General features: G+C 44.5%; 25 protein-coding genes. 9 read left to right on the forward strand and 16 right to left on the reverse strand.

Annotated elements, in window-relative coordinates:
* Nucleotides 1–10: 10 nt before the first annotated feature.
* Nucleotides 11–877, reverse strand: a complete 867-nt coding sequence (locus NM125_RS10605) for a UbiA family prenyltransferase (protein WP_255134897.1) — start codon at nt 875–877, stop codon at nt 11–13.
* Between the two features lie 99 nt (nt 878–976).
* Here NM125_RS10605 and NM125_RS10610 point away from each other — a divergent pair, with 99 nt between their 5' ends.
* Nucleotides 977–1,873, forward strand: a complete 897-nt coding sequence (locus NM125_RS10610; protein ID WP_255134898.1) for a 3-methyladenine DNA glycosylase — start codon at nt 977–979, stop codon at nt 1,871–1,873.
* 61 nt (nt 1,874–1,934) lie between these two features.
* Here NM125_RS10610 and NM125_RS10615 read toward each other — a convergent pair whose 3' ends face one another.
* Together NM125_RS10615 and dnaG are read right to left on the reverse strand one after the other, a co-directional pair.
* Nucleotides 1,935–2,393 carry a nuclear transport factor 2 family protein gene (locus NM125_RS10615; RefSeq protein ID WP_255134899.1) on the reverse strand — a complete coding sequence of 153 codons (459 nt, stop codon included), beginning with the start codon at nt 2,391–2,393 and terminating at the stop codon, nt 1,935–1,937.
* A 198-nt stretch (nt 2,394–2,591) separates the two neighbouring features.
* Nucleotides 2,592–4,619: a DNA primase gene (gene dnaG / locus NM125_RS10620; RefSeq protein ID WP_255134900.1), complete on the reverse strand. Its 2,028-nt coding sequence runs from the start codon at nt 4,617–4,619 to the stop codon at nt 2,592–2,594.
* Nucleotides 4,620–4,849: 230 nt separating this feature from the next.
* Between dnaG and NM125_RS10625 the strand changes: the two genes are divergently transcribed.
* From NM125_RS10625 to NM125_RS10650, 6 genes are all read left to right on the forward strand, one after another.
* On the forward strand, nt 4,850–7,750 hold the full coding sequence (locus tag NM125_RS10625; RefSeq protein WP_255134901.1) for a serine hydrolase domain-containing protein: 2,901 nt from the start codon (nt 4,850–4,852) through the stop codon (nt 7,748–7,750).
* Between the two features lies 1 nt (nt 7,751).
* Entirely contained in the window at nt 7,752–8,456 is a 705-nt protein-coding gene (locus NM125_RS10630) for a cytidine deaminase (RefSeq protein ID WP_255134903.1), read from the forward strand.
* Nucleotides 8,457–8,545: 89 nt separating this feature from the next.
* A complete protein-coding gene (locus tag NM125_RS10635) occupies nt 8,546–9,190 on the forward strand; it encodes a hypothetical protein (RefSeq protein WP_255134904.1) in 645 nt (214 codons plus the stop codon).
* A 132-nt stretch (nt 9,191–9,322) separates the two neighbouring features.
* On the forward strand, nt 9,323–9,499 hold the full coding sequence (locus NM125_RS10640) for a histone H1 (protein ID WP_255134905.1): 177 nt from the start codon (nt 9,323–9,325) through the stop codon (nt 9,497–9,499).
* A 105-nt stretch (nt 9,500–9,604) separates the two neighbouring features.
* Entirely contained in the window at nt 9,605–10,501 is an 897-nt protein-coding gene (locus tag NM125_RS10645; protein WP_255134906.1) for a serine hydrolase, read from the forward strand.
* Nucleotides 10,502–10,817: 316 nt separating this feature from the next.
* Nucleotides 10,818–11,120, forward strand: coding sequence for a hypothetical protein (locus NM125_RS10650; protein ID WP_255134907.1), 303 nt, complete (start codon nt 10,818–10,820; stop codon nt 11,118–11,120).
* Here the strand turns inward: NM125_RS10650 and NM125_RS10655 are convergent, their stop codons facing one another.
* From NM125_RS10655 to alaS, 6 genes are all read right to left on the reverse strand, one after another.
* On the reverse strand, nt 11,121–11,648 hold the full coding sequence (locus tag NM125_RS10655; RefSeq protein ID WP_255134908.1) for a hypothetical protein: 528 nt from the start codon (nt 11,646–11,648) through the stop codon (nt 11,121–11,123).
* Between the two features lie 57 nt (nt 11,649–11,705).
* Nucleotides 11,706–12,176 (reverse strand): nuclear transport factor 2 family protein, encoded by a 471-nt coding sequence (locus tag NM125_RS10660; RefSeq protein ID WP_255134909.1) that lies wholly within the window; start codon nt 12,174–12,176, stop codon nt 11,706–11,708.
* Nucleotides 12,177–12,327: 151 nt separating this feature from the next.
* On the reverse strand, nt 12,328–13,587 hold the full coding sequence (locus NM125_RS10665; RefSeq protein ID WP_255134910.1) for a pyruvate dehydrogenase complex dihydrolipoamide acetyltransferase: 1,260 nt from the start codon (nt 13,585–13,587) through the stop codon (nt 12,328–12,330).
* A gap of 143 nt (nt 13,588–13,730) precedes the next feature.
* Nucleotides 13,731–14,714 carry a pyruvate dehydrogenase complex E1 component subunit beta gene (locus NM125_RS10670; RefSeq protein WP_255134911.1) on the reverse strand — a complete coding sequence of 328 codons (984 nt, stop codon included), beginning with the start codon at nt 14,712–14,714 and terminating at the stop codon, nt 13,731–13,733.
* 25 nt (nt 14,715–14,739) lie between these two features.
* Nucleotides 14,740–15,840 (reverse strand): pyruvate dehydrogenase (acetyl-transferring) E1 component subunit alpha, encoded by a 1,101-nt coding sequence (gene pdhA, locus NM125_RS10675; protein ID WP_255134912.1) that lies wholly within the window; start codon nt 15,838–15,840, stop codon nt 14,740–14,742.
* 324 nt (nt 15,841–16,164) lie between these two features.
* Nucleotides 16,165–18,834 carry an alanine--tRNA ligase gene (alaS, locus tag NM125_RS10680; RefSeq protein ID WP_255134913.1) on the reverse strand — a complete coding sequence of 890 codons (2,670 nt, stop codon included), beginning with the start codon at nt 18,832–18,834 and terminating at the stop codon, nt 16,165–16,167.
* Nucleotides 18,835–19,045: 211 nt separating this feature from the next.
* Between alaS and NM125_RS10685 the strand changes: the two genes are divergently transcribed.
* Nucleotides 19,046–19,618 carry a DUF502 domain-containing protein gene (locus tag NM125_RS10685; RefSeq protein ID WP_255134914.1) on the forward strand — a complete coding sequence of 191 codons (573 nt, stop codon included), beginning with the start codon at nt 19,046–19,048 and terminating at the stop codon, nt 19,616–19,618.
* Between the two features lie 52 nt (nt 19,619–19,670).
* Here the strand turns inward: NM125_RS10685 and NM125_RS10690 are convergent, their stop codons facing one another.
* The 5 genes from NM125_RS10690 to NM125_RS10710 all read right to left on the reverse strand — a co-directional run bounded on the left by NM125_RS10690 (nt 19,671) and on the right by NM125_RS10710 (nt 23,414).
* Entirely contained in the window at nt 19,671–20,594 is a 924-nt protein-coding gene (locus tag NM125_RS10690) for a ferredoxin reductase domain-containing protein (RefSeq protein WP_255134915.1), read from the reverse strand.
* Between the two features lie 100 nt (nt 20,595–20,694).
* The gene (locus NM125_RS10695; RefSeq protein ID WP_255134916.1) at nt 20,695–21,264 is read right to left on the reverse strand and encodes an outer membrane protein; all 570 of its coding nucleotides are present in this window, start codon (nt 21,262–21,264) and stop codon (nt 20,695–20,697) included.
* Between the two features lie 77 nt (nt 21,265–21,341).
* Nucleotides 21,342–22,031 carry a hypothetical protein gene (locus NM125_RS10700; protein WP_255134917.1) on the reverse strand — a complete coding sequence of 230 codons (690 nt, stop codon included), beginning with the start codon at nt 22,029–22,031 and terminating at the stop codon, nt 21,342–21,344.
* Between the two features lie 68 nt (nt 22,032–22,099).
* Nucleotides 22,100–22,510, reverse strand: coding sequence for a response regulator (locus tag NM125_RS10705; protein WP_255134918.1), 411 nt, complete (start codon nt 22,508–22,510; stop codon nt 22,100–22,102).
* A 94-nt stretch (nt 22,511–22,604) separates the two neighbouring features.
* On the reverse strand, nt 22,605–23,414 hold the full coding sequence (locus tag NM125_RS10710) for a hypothetical protein (protein ID WP_255134919.1): 810 nt from the start codon (nt 23,412–23,414) through the stop codon (nt 22,605–22,607).
* A gap of 160 nt (nt 23,415–23,574) precedes the next feature.
* Here NM125_RS10710 and NM125_RS10715 point away from each other — a divergent pair, with 160 nt between their 5' ends.
* Nucleotides 23,575–24,687 (forward strand): FAD-dependent oxidoreductase, encoded by a 1,113-nt coding sequence (locus NM125_RS10715; protein ID WP_255134920.1) that lies wholly within the window; start codon nt 23,575–23,577, stop codon nt 24,685–24,687.
* Here NM125_RS10715 and NM125_RS10720 read toward each other — a convergent pair.
* Both NM125_RS10720 and NM125_RS10725 read right to left on the reverse strand, forming a co-directional pair.
* Nucleotides 24,680–25,063 (reverse strand): MerC domain-containing protein, encoded by a 384-nt coding sequence (locus NM125_RS10720; protein WP_255134921.1) that lies wholly within the window; start codon nt 25,061–25,063, stop codon nt 24,680–24,682. The two genes, NM125_RS10715 and NM125_RS10720, sit on opposite strands and share 8 nt — an antisense overlap.
* A 22-nt stretch (nt 25,064–25,085) precedes the next feature.
* The gene (locus NM125_RS10725; protein ID WP_255134922.1) at nt 25,086–25,460 is read right to left on the reverse strand and encodes a Fur family transcriptional regulator; all 375 of its coding nucleotides are present in this window, start codon (nt 25,458–25,460) and stop codon (nt 25,086–25,088) included.
* Between the last annotated feature and the right edge of the window lie 75 nt (nt 25,461–25,535).

Genomic DNA, 25,535 nt, shown 5'->3' on the forward strand with positions numbered 1-25,535 from the left:
TCAATTGAACTCAATTTTGAAAAAGAATTTGTAGCAACAACGTTCCACCTATAAAAGCGACAAAGCTGAAAGAAGCAAAGAACTTCATTTTCATCACGGTATCATATTCATCCTGATTTCCTTTCAACTTCCACACAAAGGTACTGAGCACGGTATAGGCTGTAAAAGTCACGCCTCCGAATATCATTCCCAATTGCTCATTTTGGTGATAAAGCATTACAGAAAGCAAGGTTGCTCCAAGTAAGAAAAGGATGGCAAAGAACCATTTCACCCCTTTCAACCCAAACCGAATCGCAAAGGTGCGATCTCCCCTTCCCCCATCTTCTTCTGTCTGATAAATCTGGGAAACCGGGTACAAACTCAATATTATCGCGGCCACTCCTAAAGCAATGATATCTTCCGAGAAGCTAATCGGGTAAGCTCCCGCAGCCAGATATCCCAGAAAGAAGGAGTTGGTTCCGGTGCTGACCCCAATGGCAACTATGCTAAGGATCGGTTTCCCTTTCCACCGGGCAAGCGGGGTTGAATACAGCCAAAAAAACAACATGCTGACTGCATAAATGATGGCATAATTCCATCCGACAGTAATTGCCCAGCCTAAACCGGCATATTGCATGATCAATGAAGCCGGCCACATCCATACATTCATTTTTGGAGGTGACTTTAGCCCGCCAATAGGACCTTCATCTTTATCCCACCAGGAGTTATAGGCCGTAGCCCCGCCAAATAAGAGCACATGCACGTTTAAAAACTGAAGCCAAAATTGGTCCCATGCTACTGCATCCACAAAGAGCGCTGCCATTAAGTATCCTCCGGAAAGGATAAAAAACTGGTAGTGCAGCCGAAGGTGAATGATAAAATTCAGAAGTTGCTTCAAATGTTTGATCTTTGATAATTCAGATAGAAAACTTCTCTGTTGCTCAATTTAACCTATTGAGTTTTTAATTCCTGAATAATCATTCCTTATCTTTCTGATATGTTAGCAGAGACAAAACAAATTGAGAATCAAAAACTGATTGCTGAGCCTGAGTGGCTGCAGGAAAAGGAAGCTCACGAACATCGTGTGGATGAGTTACTTAACAATTACCTGGAAGCGCGGTCTCGTCAGGAAAAGAATCCCGTCATGGATTTTCTTTTCGAATACTACGCCTTTCGTCCTTCGGGGTTGAGAAGATGGTCGCCCGGAATGGGAATATCGCTTTCCTTTTCAAATTTCGATTTGTTACCTGAAGTAAGTGAGCTTACTGTTGAAGGCGACATCGCTTTTATAGACCCCTCCCTGTTTCCTGAAAAACGTATCTCCTCTTTGAAATGGATGCTGCAGATGCTGGAGAACACGCAGAACAGCCGACCCTCATTTGGCTGTTTTGGAATGCACGAATGGGCTATGGTTTATAAAACGGATAATCCAAGGCATGATCAGGTTCCCATGCGTATGGAACCGGATGAGCTGGCCGAATTTGTGGAATCACGACCGTTGCTTTGCACCCATTTTGATGCCTTCCGCTTTTTCACCCAACCGGCAAAACCCATGAATCGCTTTGAGTTATCACGGGAGAAATTTCACGAGACCGAACAACCGGGGTGCATTCATTCCAATATGGATTTGTATAAATGGGCTTTCAAGATGTATCCATGGATTTCCAGTTCACTCATCCTGGATGCCTTCGAACTGGCGGTTGAGGCCCGACATATAGATATGCAAGCCAGCCCTTACGATTTACGAGATCAAGGGCTGGAGCCCATCAAAATTGAGACGGAAGCCGGCAGAAAGGAATACAAACAAAAGCAGGAAATGATCTTCCGAAAAGGACTCCCCATCCGCGAGAAAATCATTGAGAAGATGAGGGAAGTTTTAAAGAAAGTGGAATGATTAAGTGATATGGTGATGATCGAGCGATCACTCAATCACCATATTACCATGTCACTACCACCTATTGATGCCTGTGATACACTTTAGCGACCACTTTCCAACCGCTTTCAAATTTCAGCAAAGACAGGTAGTCCGTAAATACATGCTTCCCTTTATGATGTAATTCCAGTTCTACAGAAGCAGCATTTCCGGTCACGCTGATGTTTGTGAATTCCGGTTCCCAGACGTTATTCTCAGGATCGAATTCCGTACTTTCTTTTCGTTTCTTTGTGCTTTCAATCCATTTGGAGATTGGATACCTGCCAATTTCTTCCCCATTTACAGAAAAGATGGCAAAGTCTTTATGAAAGGTTTCCGCCATTGCTTCAGGATTTAATTCATTGAATGCCCCGTGGGCATAGCCGTTCAGAATTACTTCCTTAACAGCTTCTTCTTCCTTGGCAATATATTCGGTGGCGTTTATACCTACCAGCAGCAGAGCAAACACAAAAACAGAACTTAACAGTACAGACTTTCTCATGGTAATATAGATTTGGTGAGGGTTAACAATCTTTTATCACGTTCAACGAAGAAAATAGTTACAGGGTGTGGTGATGTGGTGATTTTTTGTATTCATCTCGCAACGAATGCCCGAGATCTTCATGCTTTAAAAGAAAATCGGATTCCACCTGCATAGTTGAAACTTAGACCCACTTCATCACTCATCACCCTATCACTCTCACTCCTCCCCCTTCATCTTGTACTGAAAAACCTTGTCGTTAACCTGGTGATCAATATCAGAATCCGGATCGGGGTATAAGTCATCAGGGTCGGTTGTTTCCCGGCGGGTAAGTTTTGATTTAATATCTTTCTGTCGCTCCATCAGTTCCAGCTTTTCCTCTCCGTTAGCGGCAGCGATTTTATCAGCCAGCTCATTTTGTTTATGCCGGTAAAAGTTTATCTGTGACGCTCTGATTGAGCTTTTCGCAGTTTTATAAGGATTCTTATCCTTCTCGTACTTCAGTCCTACTTTCTCTTCATGGCGATCACTGGCCGTATGCTGCTCCAAAAGAACATCTCCCACCAAACGAGGGAAAGGGTCATCCATACCGGAATAGGTATTTACAGAAATCTCTTTTTCTTCTTTGTATCGCTCAATGATATCCTCATAAAACGTCCGAAGTTCATCATCCTCAAAGAGCTTGGAATTCGTAAACGAACAAATGTATTCCACCATACTGCGTCCATAAGTAATCATCAGACGAATGAGCTCTTTCTCAAAGTGAGGTTTTTTCCTGGAGCGAGGTTGAGGCCTTCCTGAAAAAGGCTCGCCGGATGGATGCGGAGGTTCATCCATTGGCCCACCGTCCATTCCCTGATCCTGGGTTACACGATCATCCTGAAAACGCTGTCGGGCTTCTTCCCTTCGCTGTGAGCGCTTTTCTTCCCAGCGCTTGTCGTTCATCACCCGCTCCAGCTGCTCGTATAAATCGCTCTCCTTCACCTTCTGGAACTTCTGCATCTTCTGATGCAGGTACTGCACGTACACTTGTCGCTGAATGGAATCTTTGATGTTGGCAATCGACTCCAGTATCTCAGCGATCACCTTGGGTATTTCAGTAGGCTTTTCGAGTCGACCTTCTTCACCGGCCTTCAGCAACAGAAAATCTACAAAATCGCCGGATTCCTCTTTCTTCAGCTCTTCAAATGATTCCTTGCCGAACTGCTTCACAAAAGAATCAGGGTCCTGATCTTCAGGCAGCTCCAGCAGTTGTACTTCCATCCCCTCGGCCAGGGCGATATTGATACCCCGCTTCATCGCCGTTTGCCCCGCATCATCGGAGTCATAAATCATGACAATGCGTTCACCATAGCGATGCAAAATCTTCATTTGTCCGGATGTGAGCGACGTTCCACTGCTGGCCACCACATTCTTGATGCCATGCTCATGAAGGGTGATTACATCCGTGTAGCCTTCCACCAGAATCACTTCTTTATTCTTGCGGATCTCATTCCTGGCAAAATTGACCCCGTAAACAACCTCGCTCTTGTTATAGACTTTGGTTTGGGATGAGTTGATGTATTTCGCCGTTTTTTCATTGCCCAGAACCCGTCCCGCAAAGGCAATTACTTTTCCGGTAGGGTTGAATATGGGAAACATCAGTCTTCCACGAAAAGTATCGTAAAAGCCACTGCCGCGGTTACTTGGCTTAATCAGGTCTGCTTCCACTAAGTAATTCTCGTCAATGCCCGCATTCTTTGCTGCTTTCCATAGTTCCTCTCCTCCCGATGGAGAAAAACCCAGCCCGAACTTTTTATACACTTCCCGGTTATATCCCCGGTTTTCAAGGTACTTGATAGCCTTTTCAGCTTCCGGGTTCTCAATCAGGTTTCGATAATAAAACACACCCGCGAACTTGAGTGCATGGTAAATACCTTCCCGAAGCTGGGTATTCTCGCTGGGCTCTTCGTTATCTTCTTCGGGGATGAAGACTCCGTACCGCTCGGCGAGCTGACGAACGGCCTCATTGAAGCCAACCCCTTCCTGATCCATCACAAACTTAAATACATCCCCTGATTCACCACAGCCAAAGCATTTAAAAATCTCAAGGCGTGGAGTGACGTTAAAGGAGGGTGTTTTTTCATCATGATAAGGACAGAGCCCCACAAATCCACTGCCCGACCGCTTCAGCTTTACATAGTCTGAAACCACCTCCACGATATCTGCGGCTGCCCGTACTTCTTCTTTTTTCTCGTCACTTATCATAGTCAATGATGAGCATTTTCAAGCTGTAAATAAAGTGAAAATGTGTATTCATAGAGAAAATTTATTCCATCGGAATTTAAGTGAACCAAAATTCAGTTTAGAAGTAGTAATAGCACGGTCATTGGGAAGTTTTCCTCTGAAAAGCTAAAAAATAAAGCGTTGGCGTAGTCTGTTACTAACACGTACATTTAGAGCATAATTAGGTCAAAAATCATCTACAAATCGTTTTTATGAAAAGCAGGTTTTCCACAGCTTTTTTTATCGTGATCGGTTTTCTTCTGATTAATACTACAGCAGGGAATGCCCAAAGTTTGTCCGAGTTTCTTTTTGGGCAAACCGTTCAAAACTTCCCCGAAAAAACGATCGATAAATCTTCAGAAGAATATCTCGACTCCCTGATTGTACATACCACTTTGAAAGAAAAAATCGGGCAGCTCTTTTTTATTCCGGCCGAAGGTGAGTTTACAAACCGGGAAGACCGTAATTATAAACTGCTGGAAGAGATGGTGCAAAAACATCATGTGGGTGGCATCATCTTTATGCACGGTGATATATACGGGCAGGCCATCATGACCAACAAATTGCAGCGGATGGCCAAATTCCCCCTTTGGGTATCGCAGGATATGGAATTCGGAGCTGCGATGCGGGTGTCGGGTACAACCCGGTTCACCCCTGCCATGGGCGTTGCTGCCACCGGCGACAAGCGCAATGCCTTTATGATGGGAAAGATAACCGCTATTGAAGCCAAGGCATTGGGTGTTCACCAGATTTATGCTCCTGTTCTGGATGTAAACAACAATCCGGATAACCCGGTCATCAATGTGCGCTCTTTTTCAGGAGATCCTCAGATTGTATCTGAATTCGGTACTGCGTTTATGCAAGGCGTGCAAAGTGAGCGCTTGGTTGCCACCGCCAAACATTTTCCCGGCCATGGAGATACCGATGTTGATTCGCACAGCGACCTTCCCGTTGTCAATTATGACTACAACCGCCTTGATTCCCTGGAATTGATCCCATTCCGTGCTGCTATTGATGGTGGTATCGGAAGCGTGATGAGTGCTCATATCGCCTTTCCGAACCTGAACCCAACTGAATTCCTCCCCGCCACTCTCGATTCGGTTATCCTGGGAAGTTTGCTCATGGATTCTCTTAAGTTTGATGGCATGGTAGTGACCGATGGACTGGAAATGAAAGGCATCAGTTCCAAATTTTCACCCGGGCGGGCTGTTGTACAGGCTTTGAATGCCGGTGCCGACATTATGCTCATCAGCCCGGATGTTTATACCGCCATCAACGAAGTACATCAAGCCGTTGAAGATGGTGAAATCACTGAAGAGCGAATTAACAAATCGTTTGCCAAGCTGATGCTCTGGAAGCAGCAATACGGACTATTTGATTCGGAGAACCAGGCAGATGTCAATGAGCTGGATACCAAGATAAACACGGCATTTCATGAAGCTGAAGCCCGTCGCATTGCCCGGGAGTCTATCACGCTGCTGAAGAATGAGAATAATATCTTGCCTCTGCTCCCATCTGAATATCCGGAGATCATGGTGGTTTCGGTTGCCGATGACCGGTCCGGCCGAACGGGATCTGACTTTGTGAGAGAACTCCGCGACTATCACCCCGATGTTACTTTCCATATCTACGATGAAAGAACGAGTGAGCAGGATAAAAAAAGGATTTTGAATAAAGCCGGTGAAGTGGACCTGATCATCATCGGTTCATTTTTACACCTTAAAAACGGTCAAACCGTTCACCTGAATTCCGAGCAGCAGTATTTCCTGAACAACCTGGTAAAAAGCCGGAAACCCACCGTACTGGTTTCATTTGGAAACCCATATGTACTTTCAGATTTAAAGGATACCGATGCCCATGTATTAGGCTGGTACCATTCATCCCAACAGGTTCATGGTGTGGTTCCAGCCCTGTTTGGAGCCAGTAAAATCAGTGCCAGGCTCCCCATCGAAATACCAGGGCTTTACCCCTTGGGAGCCGGACTGGAAATGGAGCATACCACCCTGCGGTTTGGGGAACCGGAAGAAGTTAACCTGGATCATGAAAAGCTGTTTGAAGTGGACCGAATTATTAACCAGGCCATCAGAGATTCTGTGTTTCCGGGAGCCGTAGTTGGTATAGTAAAAGATGGTGTGCTGGCTTACAATCGCGGATATGGTTACCAGGATTACGAAAAAACAGAGGCCGTAAGAGATACGGATGTATTTGATTTGGCATCCATCACGAAAGTAATGGCTACCACAACCGCTATTATGAAACTGGTTGATGAAGGTGAACTTACCCTCGATGACCCTATTGCCAACTACATTGAAGAATTCAACACTGACAAGAAGAAGAACATTACCATCCGCGACCTCCTGCTCCATCAAAGCGGACTTCCGGCTTTCCGCGTGTATGTGGATTCACTTACGGAAAGAAGCCAAATTGTGGAGGCAATTAAGAATGAGCCTTTGGTTTTCGAACCCGGCTCTGATTATGTGTACAGTGACTTGGGGATGATTCTTCTGGGTGAAATTGTTTATGAAGTAAGCGGCAGCCGGCTCGACCGGTTCATGAGAAATGAATTTTATTTCCCGATGAATATGTATAGCACTTTTTTCAATCCGGCTTCAACCAGTCGCTGGCTGGTACCCAGAATATCACCCACTGAAATTGATACCGTTTTTGATCGCGGAAAAGTACGAGGCAGGGTGCATGACGAACGCGCCTACTTCATGGATGGCGTGGCCGGTCATGCCGGGTTGTTTTCATCTTCCATCGACATGGCCAAATACAGCAACATGCTGCTGAATGAAGGCGTGTATTCCGGCAAAAGATATCTGAAAGCTGAAACCATCCGCGAGTTTACCTCCAAACAATCGGAGCACAGTGGGCGCGGTTTAGGTTTTGACCGAAAAAGTCCGGGCGGTTTTTCAACTGCGGGGATGCTTGCCGGTGAGGATACTTTTGGTCATTTAGGCTTTACGGGCACCAGCCTTTGGATTGACAGAGAGAAAAATATGGCCGTTATTCTGTTAACCAATCGAACATTTCCGTACCGGTCGTATGGAAAGCGAATTAGTGAAATCAGGGCTAAAGTTGCAGATGCAGCCTTTTCCGCAATAACCAATTAGTATGAGCTGGAATCCACTTTACGAACAATCTTATGTACCCTACTCTTCGAACAAACACGCATGTGTGGTAGAAAGCAAATCCGGGAAATGTTACGCCGGGGTGAGAATTGAGAATATTTCATACCCACTCACTATTCCGGCAGCCCAGGCTGCTTGTGCCATCTGCCTTAGTGAAGGTGAGATTCCTGCTAAAATCTATACTGAAGATCCTTCATCTGAACAGCTGGATTACTGGGGCAAAGAGTTTGAGCTGGAAGTCATAGAAACCAACAACCCATCACAGGATAAACTGGAAGATCTCTTCCATCCCTCAAAAAAAGATTTTGAAGTACTGCCCAGATTAAAAACACTGCTGGACAATGCCGTTACTCCCAACTCCGACTTCCCGGTTTCTGCGATTTTATTTACAGAAGATGGATATTTCGAAGGCGTGAACGTGGAAGTAAGTGCATGGACACACGGCATCTGCGCAGAAAGAGTAGCTATTTCCAAGGCTTTTGCTGCAGGACGTACCGAGTTTACCCGTCTGGAAGTGCACACCCGAAAGGGAGAAATCAGCAGTCCATGTGGGGCCTGCCGCCAGGTAATCTCCGAGCTGCTTCCCTATCATGACATCGTTCTTCATCATTCTGATGGAACACAGTCGGAGCACCTTTCCCTCGACCTTCTACCCTTTAGCTTCAAGTCTTCTGCTCTCAAGAAATAACGGCAGTCCGTAAATGGAAATCAGATGAAATAGGTTAGTCATCAACAGAATGAATAGCTAATTTCAAGCTTTTATAATCAATCGCATATATGTCCATAAACTTTATCGCTGTACTCGACCACGAACATTTGGAGAATTCTGTTTTCCTGACGGCTTTTGCCAAGTCGCTGGCCAAGCTTGGCGACCGTAAGGGGCTCGTAGTACATGGTGACAGCCCCTACACCGACCGGCTCATACAAACAGGCATGATGAGAGAGGACGCCCGGCTCAGAGCCATTAAAGACCTCAACAAACGGCTGGTGGGATTATTTGCAGACCAGGGAATTCCCACTATAGGTATTCATGGATTTCAAAAGGGATTAATCACCAAACAGGAAGATGCAATCAGCCTGAACAAGAAAGCATTAGATGCTCATCATGCAGCCCCCAATTTGTTGATTTCAAGTCTTGTAGAGCAAAACGGAGGTCCTCAGCATGTTCCATTACCTCAATTCAGCCGGTCTTTATCCATTGAACTGAATAATGCAGATATCCTTTTGTTTTCAAAAAACGAGAAAGATGAAATCCTGATTTCAGAATCCAAAGAAAAGCTCTCATGGGGCAATTTACCGGCCGGATTCGCAGAAACCACCCTTCCCGATGAGTTTCGGAATTTTGATTATCCTGTAAAACTGACCACCGCTACTGATTTTACCAACTGGCCATCACTGAATAAAGTGACAAAAATCGAGTGACACGAAAAAAGTTTAAAATTTATACTAAAAAAGCACTTTTTAATTTGACTCAATATCCCCGATTGAATAGCTTCAACGCACTTTCTGAAAACAGAAAATTTTAACTAATTAATAATTTAACGGAGCTACATAATGAGTAGAGTTGAAGAAATCAAAAATCTCGTAGAAGAAACCACAGTAGAAATGGAAAAATTCTACGACAAGGGCAACAAAGCAGCGGGTACACGTGCGCGTAAGGGCCTTCAGGAATTAAAAAAATTAGCTCAGGAGATCCGTCTTGAGATTCAGGACATCAAAAACAAAGACTGATTTTTTACAGCTCTAAGTTTTTACAAAAGCCGCTTACACAAGCGGCTTTTTTTATATCCGAACATTCTGTATCTACCTCCTTATCATTAAAAATAAACGCCTAAAATGCGATCTCTGTCTTTCTTACTGCTTTTTTGTTTCCTCATTTCCTGTTCCTCCCCTCAACATCCTGAAACCCTCCCCGAACTGGAAAACCTCATTAACTCAAGGGTTTCTGAAATTGAAGGTACCTTCGGGATATCCTTTAAAAGTCTTCAGGATCCTGATTTTGTGATTAGCATCAATGAAGATGAACGCTTTCATGCCGCAAGTACCATGAAAACACCGGTTATTATGGAGTTGTACCGCCAGGCTGAGCAAGGACGGTTCTCGGTACAAGATTCAATCACCGTGCAAAATGAATTTGTAAGCATTGTTGATAGTTCCACTTTCACGATGTCTGTTTCGGAAGACAGCGAGCAGGATTTGTACTCCCTTTTGGGTAAAAAAACTTCCCTCTATCATCTCGCATATGAAATGATTACCCGAAGCAGTAATCTTGCCACCAACATTTTAATCGATTTTCTGGATGCTAAAAAAGTGACCGCCGCCATGCGTGAAATCGGGGCCGACAGTATTGAAGTTCTTCGCGGGGTTGAAGATATCAAAGCCTATGAGGCTGGCTTGAGCAACACGACCACCCCAAAAGATCTTCGAATTATGTTTGAGGAGCTTGCCAAAGGAGACTTACTGACGAAAGAATCTAAGCAAGAGATACTTTCCATACTGAAGCAGCAAAAGTATAACGACATGTTCCCAGTAAAGCTTCCTGAAGACACACCGATAGCGCATAAAACCGGATGGATTACCAATGTTCATCACGACTCGGGTATAATCTACATGCCGGATGGAGATGCATTCGTTCTCGTTTTCCTCTCAAAAAATGCCCCTGATCGAGAGGCGGTACTCGAAGCCTCCGCTGATATTGCCCGTTACTGCTACGATTTTATGAACAACCGGTGAGTATGAGTTCGATTAATAATGAGTCGAAAAGTAACGTACTTATGCTTTGCTTGAGTTCTTCAACATAATAATTCTATTAGCAAGCTTTGAGTGTCGGTCTGACGACTTAAAGTCCGTCTGACCGTTGTGATTTAGATTATCAGGCTCATTCGGGCCATCCATCAGACGGGCAACCCGTCAGATGGATCTCATAACCTGGTGAGTTTACGGTTTGAGGCTTTCCTTATCTCGAAATCAGGTTAATTAAGATTTCCACTTCGAAACATTCTTTGGGTTAAGCTTGTTGAAAGAATGAATATGAACAACTAATCCGGATATGTACAACGATTTAGCCGACGCGGTAGAATCACTGAAAGAAAAAGGATTTGATCATACCTTTGAACTTGGAAACGACTGCATTACCTGTAAAGAACTGGATGTAGAATACTCCACCGATGATCTCTCCATTAATGAAACCCACAAATTTGATCAGGGAACCGATCCCGGCAGCGAATCCACCGTTTATGCTATCGAATCTGACAGCGGCGTTAAAGGCACGCTTATCATGTCGTACGGTAAATATGTGGACCCGGAGAAAGCCGAACTTATCGACCGGCTTCTCAAATCTCATGAAGCCTGATTACATACCGCTGTACTTTTCGGGGATGGGATTGAACTCCGATTCGTGCGCCCAATAAATAGTAACCACCCACCAGCGATCTCCGTCATCAAAAAGCTGAATGCTGTTTATACCTTTGTTAAAAGGCTCAGCATCCGACTCACTGCGCTTAGATCCGTAGGTGCTAAACAGGTGCACTACTCGCCCATAATGGTGCTCTTCCCGATGGATTTCATATTCATAAAATCCATTCTCCACAAAATAAGGGTCCGTATTTTCGATGAATTCTTCAGGCGTCATCACCTGGTATACGTTTTTACCCTGCTGATTTCTTCCGGTGGGAATAAGTCTTGCCTCCGGAATCACTAAATTCCTGAAACGGTCCCAGTCTCTGGGTTCCCCCTTCTCCCCGGAAATAGATGCATACAGAGCTACCACAAGGTTATCGATGCTTTCCACATCTTTAGCGCGCTGCTCTTCACTTACCTGTGCAACAGCAAATTGCACTCCAAACAGTACTATGAGTAGTATGGTATATAGTTTTTTCATGATGTTTTTTTTAAAGTGTTCAGGCGTCAGCTTTCAGATCTTAGAATCTGACAGCTATTATGATTCTACACAATTTGACTGACGGCTGGTATCAACAATAAAGAATATTTTCCAGTCCCCTTCTTTCTTCACGAGCTGAAATGAATTCACCCCGCAGTGCGAGAACTTATCTCCTATATAAAATTCGAAAGGCGTCCATACCGTTGCAAGGTTTCCGTCAATATTAATATCGTAGCTGCCAATTCGTTCGTCCCATACCTGTTCTTTTGGGGAACCGATAGCATTTAAAAATGAGTCGAGATTGCCGGTGTTCACCATCACCTCTCCTTCCTGATTAGTTGCCACCCTCTTCATAATTGCATCTTTAGTGAAAGCATCGGCCACCATTGCGCTGTCACTTGCTCTCATTCCATCAAAAAGTTGTTCAATGGTCGCCCGGACATCTTTCACATCTTGGGTTTGGGCATTCACTGATTCAGGGACAGTAAACAGAAGGGCTGCAGCTATTAAAAGTAAAAAGTGCTTCATCGTAAATCGGTTTGGTTAAGGGTTGAACCGAATTACGGAATAATTTCTGACAAGTTTGTATAAAAATGTAATTCCCGGATAGAGCGAAAACAAAAAAGCCTTGATCTCACGACCAAGGCTTTCTCTTCTAAATATAAAATTTAAAACTTACTTACAGCAGCATGGAGAGTGGATTCTCCAACAGATTCTTCACTGTATTCAGGAATTCCGCTGCTTTAGCTCCATCCACAATTCGGTGATCACTGGAAAGTGTCACTTTCATACGCTTACCGGGAACTACTTCTCCATTTTCAACCACAGGTACATCACGGATAGCACCCACAGCTAAAATACAGGCATTTGGCGGGTTGATGATTGCGGTGAATTCCTCAATCCCAAACATGCCCAAATTACTGATGGTGAAGGTACTGCCTTCCATTTGCTCAGGCTGTAGCTTACGTTCGCGTGCCAGTCCGGCCAGTTCTTTGGTTTCTGATGAAATTTGTGCCAGACCTTTTTGGTCGGTATGACGGATAACCGGAGTCATCAATCCTTCATCAATAGCTACGGCAACGGCTACGTGAACATCACCGTGTTCTTTGATTACATCGCCATGCCATGAGCTGTTTACCGCCTGGTGACGTGTAAGAGCAATTGAGCAAGCTTTAACCACAATATCATTGAAGCTGATTTTAACTTCATTTGCTTCATTCATGGATGAACGAGCAGCCATTGCTGCCTTCATATCAATGTCGATAGTCTCGTAGAAATGCGGGTTGCTGAACTTGCTTTCGGACAAGCGGCGGGCAATGGTTTTTCTCATTTGAGATACCTTCACTTCACGGCTTTCAAGGCTCTTGAATGATGGAGCCGATGCGGATGCAGCAGCAGGCTGTGCAGATTCTTTAAAGTTCTCAATATCAGCCTTGATAATTCTGCCACCGGGACCGGAACCATCCACTCTGCCTAAATCAATTCCCCGGTCTTCAGCCATATTCCGGGCCAAAGGAGATGCCTTAATTCTTCCGTTATCGGAAGTTGAGTCTGTTGCAGGCTCAGATTTTGGCGAAGTCAAACCGGATGAACTTTCCGATGTAGTTTCTTTTTTCTCTTCAGAGGCCGTTTCTTTTACCTCCTCTTTGGAAGATGAAGAATCACTTCCTGCACCGTCAAGGATGTCTGAAATGTCTTCTCCTTCCTCACCCAGAACAGCCATCAGTCCACCCAGTGGAACGGCATCGCCTTCACCAACCAGAATTTTGAGAACGGTACCTTCATCAAAGGCTTCCACTTCCATGGTGGCTTTGTCGGTTTCTACTTCAGCAATAATATCGCCGGCCTGTACTTTATCTCCTTCGCTTACATTCCACGAGGCGATCACCCCTTCTTCCATGGTATCGCTGAGCTTCGGCATTTCAATCTTAATCGCCATAATTCTTCTAATCTAAACTGTTGAGTGAGTTGTTATTCGTATTTAAGCTTAATTCAATGTAATGGGTGTAAAAGTAAAAAGGCAAAAGGGAAAGGTGAAAAGTAAGTTGTATCCACTTTTCATCTTTCACTTTTTACTTTTGCCTAATTCCTGTAAGTAACCTGATTCACTGCCTCAATAACCTGCTTCGCATCCGGCAGCCACGCATCAAACAAAGGCTTGGAGAACGGAGCATTCACATCCGGCAGGGTAACACGCTGAACCGGAGCGTCTAAATAATCAAATGCCTCGCGCTGAATCAAGAAACCAATTTCGGCTGCAAATCCAGCAAACGGATGGGCTTCATCCACAACCACACATCGGTTGGTTTTTTTGATGGATTCAATAATCAAAGGCAGATCGAGTGGTTTAACGGTACGCGGATCTATGATTTCTACTTCCACTCCGTCTTTCTCAAGCTGGGCGGCTGCCTGTTTGGCTACGTGATACATCTTTCCGTGAGCCACAACCGTCACATCGCTTCCTTCTCGCTTAATTTTTCCTTTTCCAATGGGAATGGTGAAGTCGTCTTCATCAGAAACTTCTCCCTTCAGTCCATACATCTGCTCTGATTCCATGAACAATACCGGATTGTCATCACGGATCGCAGATTTAAGCAGCCCCTTGGCATCACCCGGCTCGGAAGTATAAATAACTTTCAACCCCGGGAAGTGGGCGTACATTGAATCGTAAGCCACAGAGTGTGTTGCACCTAACTGACCGGCAGAGGCGTTAGGACCACGGAATACAATCGGCATGGAAATCTGCCCACCCGTCATATACCCTGCTTTGGAAGCATGGTTTATGATTTGGTCAGCAGCAAGCACTGCGAAGTTAAAGGTCATGAACTCCACAATCGGGCGAAGGCCGTTCATTGCCGCGCCCACTCCAATCCCCGCAAAACCAAGCTCTGAGATAGGAGTATCGATAACCCTTTTGTAGCCGTATTTATCTAAAAGTCCTTCGGTAGCTTTGTAGGCTCCGTTGTATTCGGCAACTTCCTCACCCATAATGAAGACTTTCTCTTCACGGGCCATTTCCTCGTCAATTGCCTCTTTTATTGCTTCTCTAAATTGTAATTCAGCCATTACTTTATGTAGTCAGTTTTTAAAATTATTTGTGGAAATAAGGATCGTCTTCAGCAAACATGTCGTCGTAGAGTTCAGACTCTTCCGGGAAATCGGCATTGTCCGCAAAATCAACAGCTTCCAATACCTCGTCTTCCACTTTGTCCTCTATTTCCTGAATCTCATCATCACTCAGAATTTTTTCATCCTTCAGGTACGTCTTCAAACGCTCGATGGGATCCACCTTTTGATATTCTTCCAGCTCTTCCTTGGTTCGGTACTTCTGTGGATCCGACATGGAATGTCCGCGGTAGCGATACGTTCGAATTTCAAGGAAATAAGGCTCTGAAGTCTCGCGTACTTCTTCAGCAACCTCTTTCATGGCTTCATACACAGAAAATACATCCATGCCATTTACCACTTTCGCTTTCATTCCGTAGGCTTTGGCCCGGTCCACAATTTCAGTAACTGTATGACGGCGGGCCGCAGTACCCATGGAGTACCCGTTATTCTCTACCGCAAAAATGGCCGGCAGCTTCCACAGATTGGCAATATTAAAAGTCTCGTGCAGCGCCCCTTGATCTACAGCACCATCCCCAAAAAAGGTCGCAGAAATACGCCCATTCTGATTGTACTTGTTGGCGAATGCAAGTCCGCCACCAATTGGGATATGACCACCTACAATTCCGTAGCCACCCCAAAAGTGATTTTCTGTTTTGGCAAAGTGCATGGATCCGCCTTTTCCTTTGGAGCATCCTGCAGCTTTACCGAATAGTTCTGCCATGCCTTCTTTAGGAGTGATTCCCCGGCACAGTCCCCAGCCGTGATCACGATAGGCTGTTATAATATCGTCGTCATCATTCAGCGCATAAACCGTTCCGGTAGAGATGGCTTCCTGACCTATGTACAGGTGAAGAAATCCACCAAATTTTCCTTTCTGATACTGCTGCATGGCACGCTCTTCAAATCGTCGCTGAAGATACATTTGCTCATACATGGCCTTGAGGTTGTCTTCGCTCAAGCCAAGGGATTTGTGTTTCTTTTTAGTCGGGGATGGAAGGTCTACGCCTTTTTGGACGGCACCGTCTTTTTCATCTCCAATCCCCCGCGGGGCAAAATTTACTTCGTCTGTTTTCTTCTTAGCCATAATTAGTTTTAGTGATAACAGGATTCTTCAAAAGGTTGGAAATATATCCAATTTTTATGAAGATTTCGTGATTTGATTCTGCTTGAATAATTACATTCTGATTGAACGCGGATAACACTGATGTTTGGGATAATCACTGATCTGTAACTTGCACCTTAAAAATAGTTCAAGCGTCCGCTTGCACTTTGTAAACAACATCAATACTTAAATACAACACCGCACCAGCGTCTCGTTTGTAAGATAATCATGAAAACATATCCGCGATGATCCGTCCAATCCAACTCATCCGTGTTCCATTTCTTTGCACGTAATACAGATAACCAATCAGGAAATGGAATCGGTGATTATTTCATTCACTTTTTCCAAAGCTTCGCCCAATTTTTCAGGCTGGCGGCCTCCGGCTGTTGCCAGGTTAGGCTGACCACCACCACCTCCGCCTACGAGCCTTCCAAGCTGACCCACAATTGCGCCTGCTTTCAGACCTTTTTCCTTAATGAGATCTTCTGAAAGTGCTACCATCAGGTACACCTTCCCTTCTTCATCATCTTTTGATCCCAATACGATTGCGGTGTTTTTCTTTGTTTTCTGAAGACCATCGTACCCAAGCTGCTTGAGGACGTCCATATCGGCGCCGGCAATTTCACCTTTCACAAGTTTAATATCTGAATCCAGAGAACCGGCATTTTGAATCAGCTCGTCCAGTTTAGCTCCGGTATTCTGGAGCTGCATTTGTTCGAGCTCTTTTTCCAGCGATTTCTTTTCTTCGATGAGCTTCATTACATCAGCTGCCAGATCCTGTGATTGGCCAATCGCTCCTTTAACCTGCTTAAGCAGTCGTTTTTCATCACGGAGCAGACTATCTGCCCGCGTTCCGCAAACAGCCTCAATTCGACGGATGCCGGCGGCAACAGAAGTTTCCTGTGTAAACCGAAAATAGCCGATTTCACCGGTGGCACCCACATGCGTTCCACCGCAAAGCTCGACCGAATAATTTTCATCAAAGGTGATCACCCGAACGGTTTCTCCATACTTCTCACCGAACAACATCATCGCACCGCGATCTTTGGCCTCTTCAATCGGAACGTTTCGTTCTTCCTGCAACGGGATGTTTTCCTGAATTTTCTCATTCACCAACTGTTCAACTTCATCCAGCTGTTCATCCGTCATCGCCTCAAAATGGGAGAAGTCGAACCGAAGGTGGTTTTCATCCACCAACGATCCCTTCTGAGCCACATGATCGCCCAGAATTCCGCGTAGCGCAGCATGAACCAAATGGGTTGCTGAGTGATGTTTTTGAATTTCAATCCGGCGGTCTAAATCTATGCTTGCCTTCCAGCTTCCGCTCAGGTCTTCAGGAAGTTTATCTACATAGTGAATAAATTGTCCGTTCGACTTCTGCACATCCAGCACCTTGAGGTACTCATCGCCATTGGTGATGAGCCCCGTATCAGCAACCTGACCACCGCTTTCGGCATAAAAAGGAGTTTTATTCAACTGAATGGCAAACCGATCTCCCTCCTTGCGATAGGCAATAATATTCACTTCCGCTTCCGCATCGTCATATCCCACAAACTCAAATTCATCGGTTTCTTCAACCACATTCCATGATTTCGAGTCAGATTGATCCACCGAAAATTTCCCGGCAGCACGAGCACGTTCTTTCTGCTCTTTCATATGCTTGTTGAAGCCTTCCACATCCACTTCAACACCTTGTTCTCTGGCCATCAGTTCTGTAAGGTCGATCGGAAAACCATAAGTGTCGTGCAGCTTGAAAGCATCCCCACCGGAAAGCTTGTCTTTCCCTTCCACCATTTCGTTGAACAGCTCGATGCCTTGTCCCAATGTTTTCAGAAAGCTCTTTTCTTCCGAGCGTATCACATTCACGATGTATTCTTTTTGAGCCAGAATTTCCGGGAACACATCCTTGAATTGCTCCGCCAATACATCTACTAATTTGTAGAAAAACGGTTCTTTGAAATCCAATACATCCCAGCCGTAACGGATTGCACGACGCAAAATCCGGCGGATGACATACCCCCGGCCATCATTACCCGGAGAAGCTCCGTCAGCTATCGAGAAAGTTACCGCCCGGATGTGATCAGCTATCACACGCATGGCAATGTCTTTCTCTTCATCGTTGCCGTATTTCAGTCCGGCCATGTCTGCAATTTCATTAATAATCGGGGTGAAGACATCGGTGTCGTAGTTGGATGTCTTGCCCTGCAAAACGGCACAAATTCGCTCAAAACCCATTCCGGTATCCACATGCTGGGCAGGGAGTTTTTCAAGGGAGGCATCCGGCTTCCGGTTAAATTGAATGAATACCAAATTCCAGATCTCCATCACTCTTGGGTCATCCATATTCACCAAATCACGACCGGGCTTATTCTTTCGTTCTTCATCTGAACGCAGATCGATATGAACTTCCGAGCACGGGCCACAGGGACCTGTTTCCCCCATCTCCCAGAAATTGTCTTTTTTGCCGCACTTCAGAATGTGATCGTGATCTATGCTTGTCTCGCTTTTCCAAAGCTCGATGGCTTCATCATCAACAGGGAGTCCGTCTTCTTCGTCACCACCAAATACGGTAGCGTATAAACGATCGGGTTCCAGTCCCCACTCATCCACCAACAGCTCCCAGGCCCAGGCAATAGCTTCTTTCTTGAAATAATCGCCAAACGACCAGTTCCCCAGCATCTCAAATAGCGTGTGATGATAGGTGTCGTGACCTACTTCCTCCAGGTCGTTGTGCTTTCCGCTCACACGAATACATTTCTGGGTGTCGGCTGCGCGATTCCAGGTTTTCCCTTCATGCTTAAGGACTTCCTCTTCCCCAAGAAAAATGGCTTTAAACTGGTTCATCCCCGCATTAGTGAACAACAGGGTTGGGTCGTTTTTAGGTACAACAGGAGCACTATCAACAATAGCGTGATCTTTTTCAGCAAAGAAATCAAAAAATTCCTGACGAATCTGGGCAGAAGTCTTGTGCGACATTAATTTTGATGTGTGAGTGTTGGATTTTACAGAGCCTTGAAGATAGGAAAAATATGATTTGAACTCATGTGTGGTTTGAGATTCGTTATTCTGTTCATGGCTGATCAAAACTTCTGCATTGAATGTTCTTTATTCAATGTTCCTCTCCGGTTCTGCACATCTTTCGGGATTTACCGTTAGATTCAGGAAAAGCTAATATTATCTGCCGATTATGAAAACAATCCTGAATTACTTCTTCCGCGGAATGCTGGTCATTTTGCCCGTTAGCGCAACTGCCTATTTGGTTTACGCAACCCTGGTCTGGATTAATGATATTTTCAACAACCTGTTCTACAGCTGGTTTGATCTGGAGATACCCGGCTTAGGAATCGTTACCGGCTTCATTGCCATCACCCTTATTGGATTTGTACTTACCCAGACTTTTGTGAGACCCATCCTTCACCTGTTTGAAAAACTGCTCACAAAAACTCCTTTCGTCAACATTGTATATAATTCACTGAAGGATCTCACGGAAGCTTTTGTAGGAGATAAAAAGAAGTTTACCAAGCCGGTGAGTGTGGAATTCAGTGAACCGGTTGGCATGAAGCGATTTGGGTTCATCACCGAAGAGTCCCTGATACACTTTGGACTGGAAGATGAAGTGGCTGTCTATTGTCCTCACTCCTATAATTTCTCAGGTAATCTATATATCGTACCGAAAGATAAAGTCACCCCAATTAAAACCGACCCAACCAACTTTATGCGGTTTATCGTATCAGGCGGGGTGACTAAAATTCATTCTTAATCGACCGACCTTGTCAGTTTCAGAATGGCTACAACCAAATTTATGCCTGTAATTAATATACTTCTTCGAAGGTGCGGTCGCCGGGTTTAACGTTACGCTTCATTTCATCCCAGTCCCAATCGGCAGGATCCATATCGGCGTAGTCGCCCTTTAATACGAGGTAATCTTTAAAGCCTTTCTTGGCCAGCATCTTGTAGATTCCGGCTTCCATACCCTTGATTCCACAAATATAAATCAATGTGTTTTCTTGGCTTAGGATGGGATCCAGAATCTTTTCCTCATCTTCGATGGCTGTTTGTACATAATACTTCGAGCCGTCCGGGCGGCGGTCTTCCCGCGAAATTTTAGCGATATAGTGGAAATTATCGTTCTCCTTTTCCGTCTCCATAAAGTAATCGGGGTAAATCAGGTCGGTCCGATAAGCTGCACCGAAAACAAGGGCAATTTGATTCTGCATCCCCGCTTCCAGCATTTCCATAATCATCCCCCTGAATGGAGCGATGCCGGTTCCCGTAGCAAAAAATACATAATTGAAATCCTCCGGATTATCAGGCAGTAAAAAACGCTTTCCGGATGGACCGGTTGCTTTTACTTTATCTCCGGGCTTTAAGTCAGCCAGGTAATTGGAGCAAATTCCGGTATAGAGTTTTCCATCCAGTTCTTCGATTGTTCGCTTTACCGTTGTGGAAACCAGGTTAGATTTACCACCCTCTCCTTTTGTAGGAGAAGAAACCGAATATAGACGAAGCTTATGCGGGCGCCCTTTCTCATTTTCTCCCGGTGGCAGAATACCAATCGACTGTCCGATCCGAACCCGGCCTTCCAGTTCCGTGCCTGACACGTCAAAGGTGATATGCCTTACAAAATTCGGGCTGCTCTCTTTGGTACATACATAGTTCTCAACTACGGTAATCTCGGTGGGATCTTTGGGTGAGTAAATGTTTAATTCAACTTCAGGTAGTACGATTTCCGGCATATTTCTGATTTCGGTAAGAGTAAGTAAGGTTCATTATGGATTAAACAAAAAAATCCCGCACCGGTTAAGTGCGGGATTCGTAAAATAGGACTTTTTTAGATTAGAAATAAAACGTGAGTCCTGCTGAAATCACATTACCGCTGAATTCTTTATTAGACAAATCATCGCTTCCATCTAAGAACAGATAACGGTAATCAACATTCAATGCTGCCGATTCGGAAAGTGCTACATCAGCACCAAAGCCCAAATGATATCCTATTTTCACTTCAGCATCATCACCCGGGTTTACAAAACCACCGTCATAATCATAGAAGGTGTAGTAAGCACCCAGTCCGGCTAATCCATAAGGAGCCAAGTTCTCTGCCAATGGGGCAAATACTAATAAAGAACCGGTTACCGGTACCTGGCGAACGGTTAGCTCGCTTCCGCCTGTGGTTGTATAGCTTTGCTCTCCTCTGTACTCCAGAGAAAATTCAGCACCTACATATTTCCCTTTTGTTCGGGACTGAAGGCCGATAAACATAGTTCCGTCTTCAGCATCAGGGGCTTTATAAAAACCAATCTTGGGTCCAATACCGGAAGAGTTTTCGATTAGATATTGCTGAGCCGTAGCTTGTGTAAGCAGTGTTGAAATTATTATTAAAGAAAAAAGTGATAGTAATTTTTTCATTACAAGTTGTTTAGTTGTTTCTATTCACTACCTGTAAAGAAAATTAAGAAGAAAATGTTCCCTTAAAACCTTCTTACTTATTGATTACTAATGCGATAGCGGATCAGTTCATCAACGGTGGGTAGAGCTCCCCGTTCTTCCGTCAATCTCTCAGCGAGTGTGTGGGTGACCCCGATGTTTCTCATCCGGATCAGGTTTTCCTGGGTAAGTTCTTCCATCGTATATCCTAAATCCATCATGTTGCTGGTAAAGAATGCTGTTACATCAGCACGACGCAGATCTATTAAATCCTGAACCGTGAGTTCATAACCCAGCTCGGCCATCATACTGGTAAAGGTGCTGCTTACATCAGCATCTTGTAGTTCCACCAACTGCTCCAGCGTTACCTCAGGATAACCGGCATCTCTGATTTGCGAAGTATAGGTAGCCGTAACTCCTTCAGCCCTCAGGGCGATGAGTTCCTCATGCGTAAGGGTTCCGTAGCCCATTTCCTCCATCCAGGCCCCCATTCTATTCAATAAATCTTCATTGGGCTGGTTAAATTCCTGAACAATATTATCCAGCGGATTTAAATCTATGCCTGAAGAATTAAACTGCGAGCCGGCATAAAAAGTGAGGGTCGCTATAAATGCGAAAAGCAGTATATAATTGGCAATTTTTGAACTTGATTTGCTGCCGGATGAAGAGGAGGTTTCATCAATATCAAATTGCCCGTCTTGTTCCAGATCTTCTAAATCGTTTCGAAGGTTTTTGAATTTTGTACTCATAGTATTTGCCCATCTTTATTTCGGAATAACCTACGATAAAATCCCCGAAAAGATGCACAAAAAAGTTATCAGGGAACCAACTCTAAAGACCGGGTCAATTCACCAATCGTAAAGGGCTTGGAGATAAGATCCACACATTCGGTTGCTTTGGCGCGCTCGTAATTTACCTTATCGGAGTTTCCGGTCAGGTAGATCACTTCCGTGGTGATGTGCTCTTTGATTTGAGTGACGGCTTCAATGCCATCCATTTCTCCTTTAAGGCGAATGTCCATCAACACAATATCCGGTTGATGCTCTTTGGCTAACTCAATGGCTTCATCTCCGGAGGCAGCCTTGCCCACCAACGTATGGCCAAGTTTCTTGATCATGTTCTCAACGACCAATGAGATAATCATGTCGTCTTCTACAATAAGTATTTTCTTATTTGCCGATTCAGTCAATGTTTCGTCCTTTGTGCTTTTTGTATAGTCATTGCTCATAAAGTTAAGAGTAATGAGATTAACAAATGTTACTAATCTTAATAATCCGATATCGTAAAGAAATTTATATCCTTCGTGATACCAAATTTCTGAACTAACGGGCTCTCATATCTACCAGGAATCCTTCTTCTATATCCACATACGCTATCCAGCCGTTAAAGGCTGAATTTCCGCTGTATGAAACAGGGATTGCCCAGCATGTACGAATTTCCAGTTGTTGTTCACTCTCATTTTCTATCGGCAGGTACACCCGCTCGGGCTTCCCGCTGATATCATTTTCCTGCACTGTATAAATTGCTTCCTCTCCGGTAAAACGACGCATATCAATCTGCCATCCTACCATTCCGGATTGTACTTCTTCATATCCAAAGTTCACAAAATCAGGGCTTTCAAAATCGGAATACCAATTTCCCCAAATTCTGCTTACTCCCTCTGCATCTGTAACAACCGTGATATCGGTTCCAACTACTTTATTTGAATCTATCGTCTGCTCAGCAAAAGTGATTTTCAACTCTATCGGTACATTGTTAAGACCGGGGCCTTCACAGATGGTACATCCACTTATCGGCAATAATTCTGTAATCATAAGTTTTGAGGTATCATTTACCCCGGTATAAGTGCTATTTTTTAGCAAAGCTGCTTTTGCCGCCGCAATAAGGGAGTCAGTTTGATGAATTTCAACCCGCACAACATCCCGGTTTGCACACGGACTTTCTCCATTCTCAAAAAATATTTCACTATATCCGGTGAACCCATACTTGTTGAGCGTTGAACAAATGTGGCCGTCATTAGCGGCTTGGTATTCCTGATTCATCTTGTCAAGTTCAGAAAACTCAATAGCCGGAAAGGTGGTGGGATAGTCGGAAGCTTCTTCATCCACGGTGAGCAAATTGCAGGACACCATGCTCATAAAAAGAACAGTGAATAAAACTGATGATATTGTTTTTTGCACGTAAAAAGCCTGTCTGTTGATAATTAAAATTACCAAAATTAGATACTTGAAACAACATATTAGCCGGGCTGAAAATTAATTTATTCCAACTTTAAAGCCTTTATATTTTGGCATGAGTAAAAAAAGAAACGTCTGTATTATTGGTTGTGGAGTAAGCGGATTAAGCGTTGCCAAACTTCTGCAACAACACAATTGGAAGGTCACAATACTATCTGAATCTGATCCAAGAATAGCCCGGAACGACCCTACCTTCAGCAGCCTGTTTCCGGCTGCTTCGGTGATTCCACGCAGCGTCAATTCCGGAGAAATTGATTCCATATTCAAAGAAAGCCTCTCCCATTTTGATGTACTATATGAACGGCAATTCCCCGGGTTGAAAGTTCACGAACACTTCGAGCTTTTTGCTTTCGGGAAAGACTGCCCCGGCTACGCCCAACACATGGACGGCTTCTCTTCTCTTGAAGAATTTCGGGATTCTTTTCACCCTACACATTCCGGAATTACCATTCAGGCCGGCTGGAAATTCAACTGCTATTTCTGCGATTGGTCGCTCTACTACCCGGCCCTTTTGAATTCGGTACTTAAGGCCGGAGCCGAGCTTCAAATTCAATCACTGGGAAAAGAAGATTTAAAGGATCTTCCTTTCGATATCGTTATAAATTGTTCCGGGCTTGGGTCTGTAGAACTTTTTGATGACCCCAATGGACTTCTATATCGCGGGCATCTTCTTCAAATTTTAGACGCTCCCATTTTGAAGAATCCCAATGGAGATATCGTTTCGTATAACTTTTCTCCTGGAACAGAAATCTACCATACGGAATCAGGGAATGCGCAGGATGTTTACTTCTATCCCAGAAGCGATGGTTGGATTTTGGGGGGAAGTCGACAGGAAGGACGGTTGGACGAACATGGAAAATGGATCGGAGAACAAACCATCACCCCAAATAAGAGAATTGACGGCACCGTAATTCCCGAACAGATGTACACTCTTCATAAAGATATTTTGCAGGAAAGCTTTGGGATGGAAATCGACCGATTCACCAAAAGAAAGGTAAAGATTGGCTACCGGTATCTTCGCAAAAATGAAGATGGATTACGACTTGAAGCCGAACAAATGCACAACAGGCTTTTTATCCATAACTACGGGCATGGAGGCGCCGGGGTAACCCTAAGCTGGGGGTGTGCAGAAAAAGTTCTGAAATTGCTTCTGGAGCATGTCAGCTGATACTTTTGGTTTTATAATTCATCCAATGTCCTCGTATCAACAGCAAGCTGCCCACCAATGTAACTGCGGCTTCACCGTAATCTCCAAGCTGGTGATTAAAAAACCAGGCTACAAATATGATGGCAAGCCCCACGAATAAATATCCGGAGATAGATTTAAGGTTCTTACGGTTTTTGACAGACAAAATGACCGCCGGAGCTATTGCCAGAAAAAACACCAGGTGCGTGTATTCGTGAAAGTTATCCAGGGTAGGCCACAGAGGAATCAGCGAAACGAAAACCGGCACCAGCAAGCAATGAATGGCACATAAACCGGACAAACCTATACCTAACCGATCCCAGAACCCTTTTGATAAATTTATGATTTTCTTCTGCATGAAATACTTTTCCTGAGTCACATTAGGCACAACCAGAACAATAGCCGGAAACCATTCCGTTGAAATTTTCGGCCCTGTAACCCTCGGGCAGCTTAATCTGAATTTCCCGGGTCAGGCATTCTACCTTCCCACAGTTCTTGCACCGAAAATGGAAATGATCGTGGCTGTGATCGTTCACCTCACAGTTTTCACATAAAGCGAAATACTGTTTCCCGTTTTCCCCAATTACACGGTGTACCAACCCGTCTTCATAAAACCGGTTTAATACACGGTATATCGTAGCCCGGTCCACGTCGATGCTCAGTGCTTCTTCGATCATTTGATGACTCATGGCCGAATCGGCTGCCTTCAACGTTGATAAGATTTCCGTACTTGATTGTGTTTTTCTTCTCGGCATATTTCTTTATTGCGACTAAGTTGCAATAATACGGTTTATTCCACTTCCAGGCAACAGAACAGTTTGTGCCTCTTC

It is taken from the genome of Gracilimonas sediminicola (assembly GCF_024320785.1).
Classification (GTDB): Bacteria; Bacteroidota; Rhodothermia; order Balneolales; family Balneolaceae; genus Gracilimonas; species Gracilimonas sediminicola.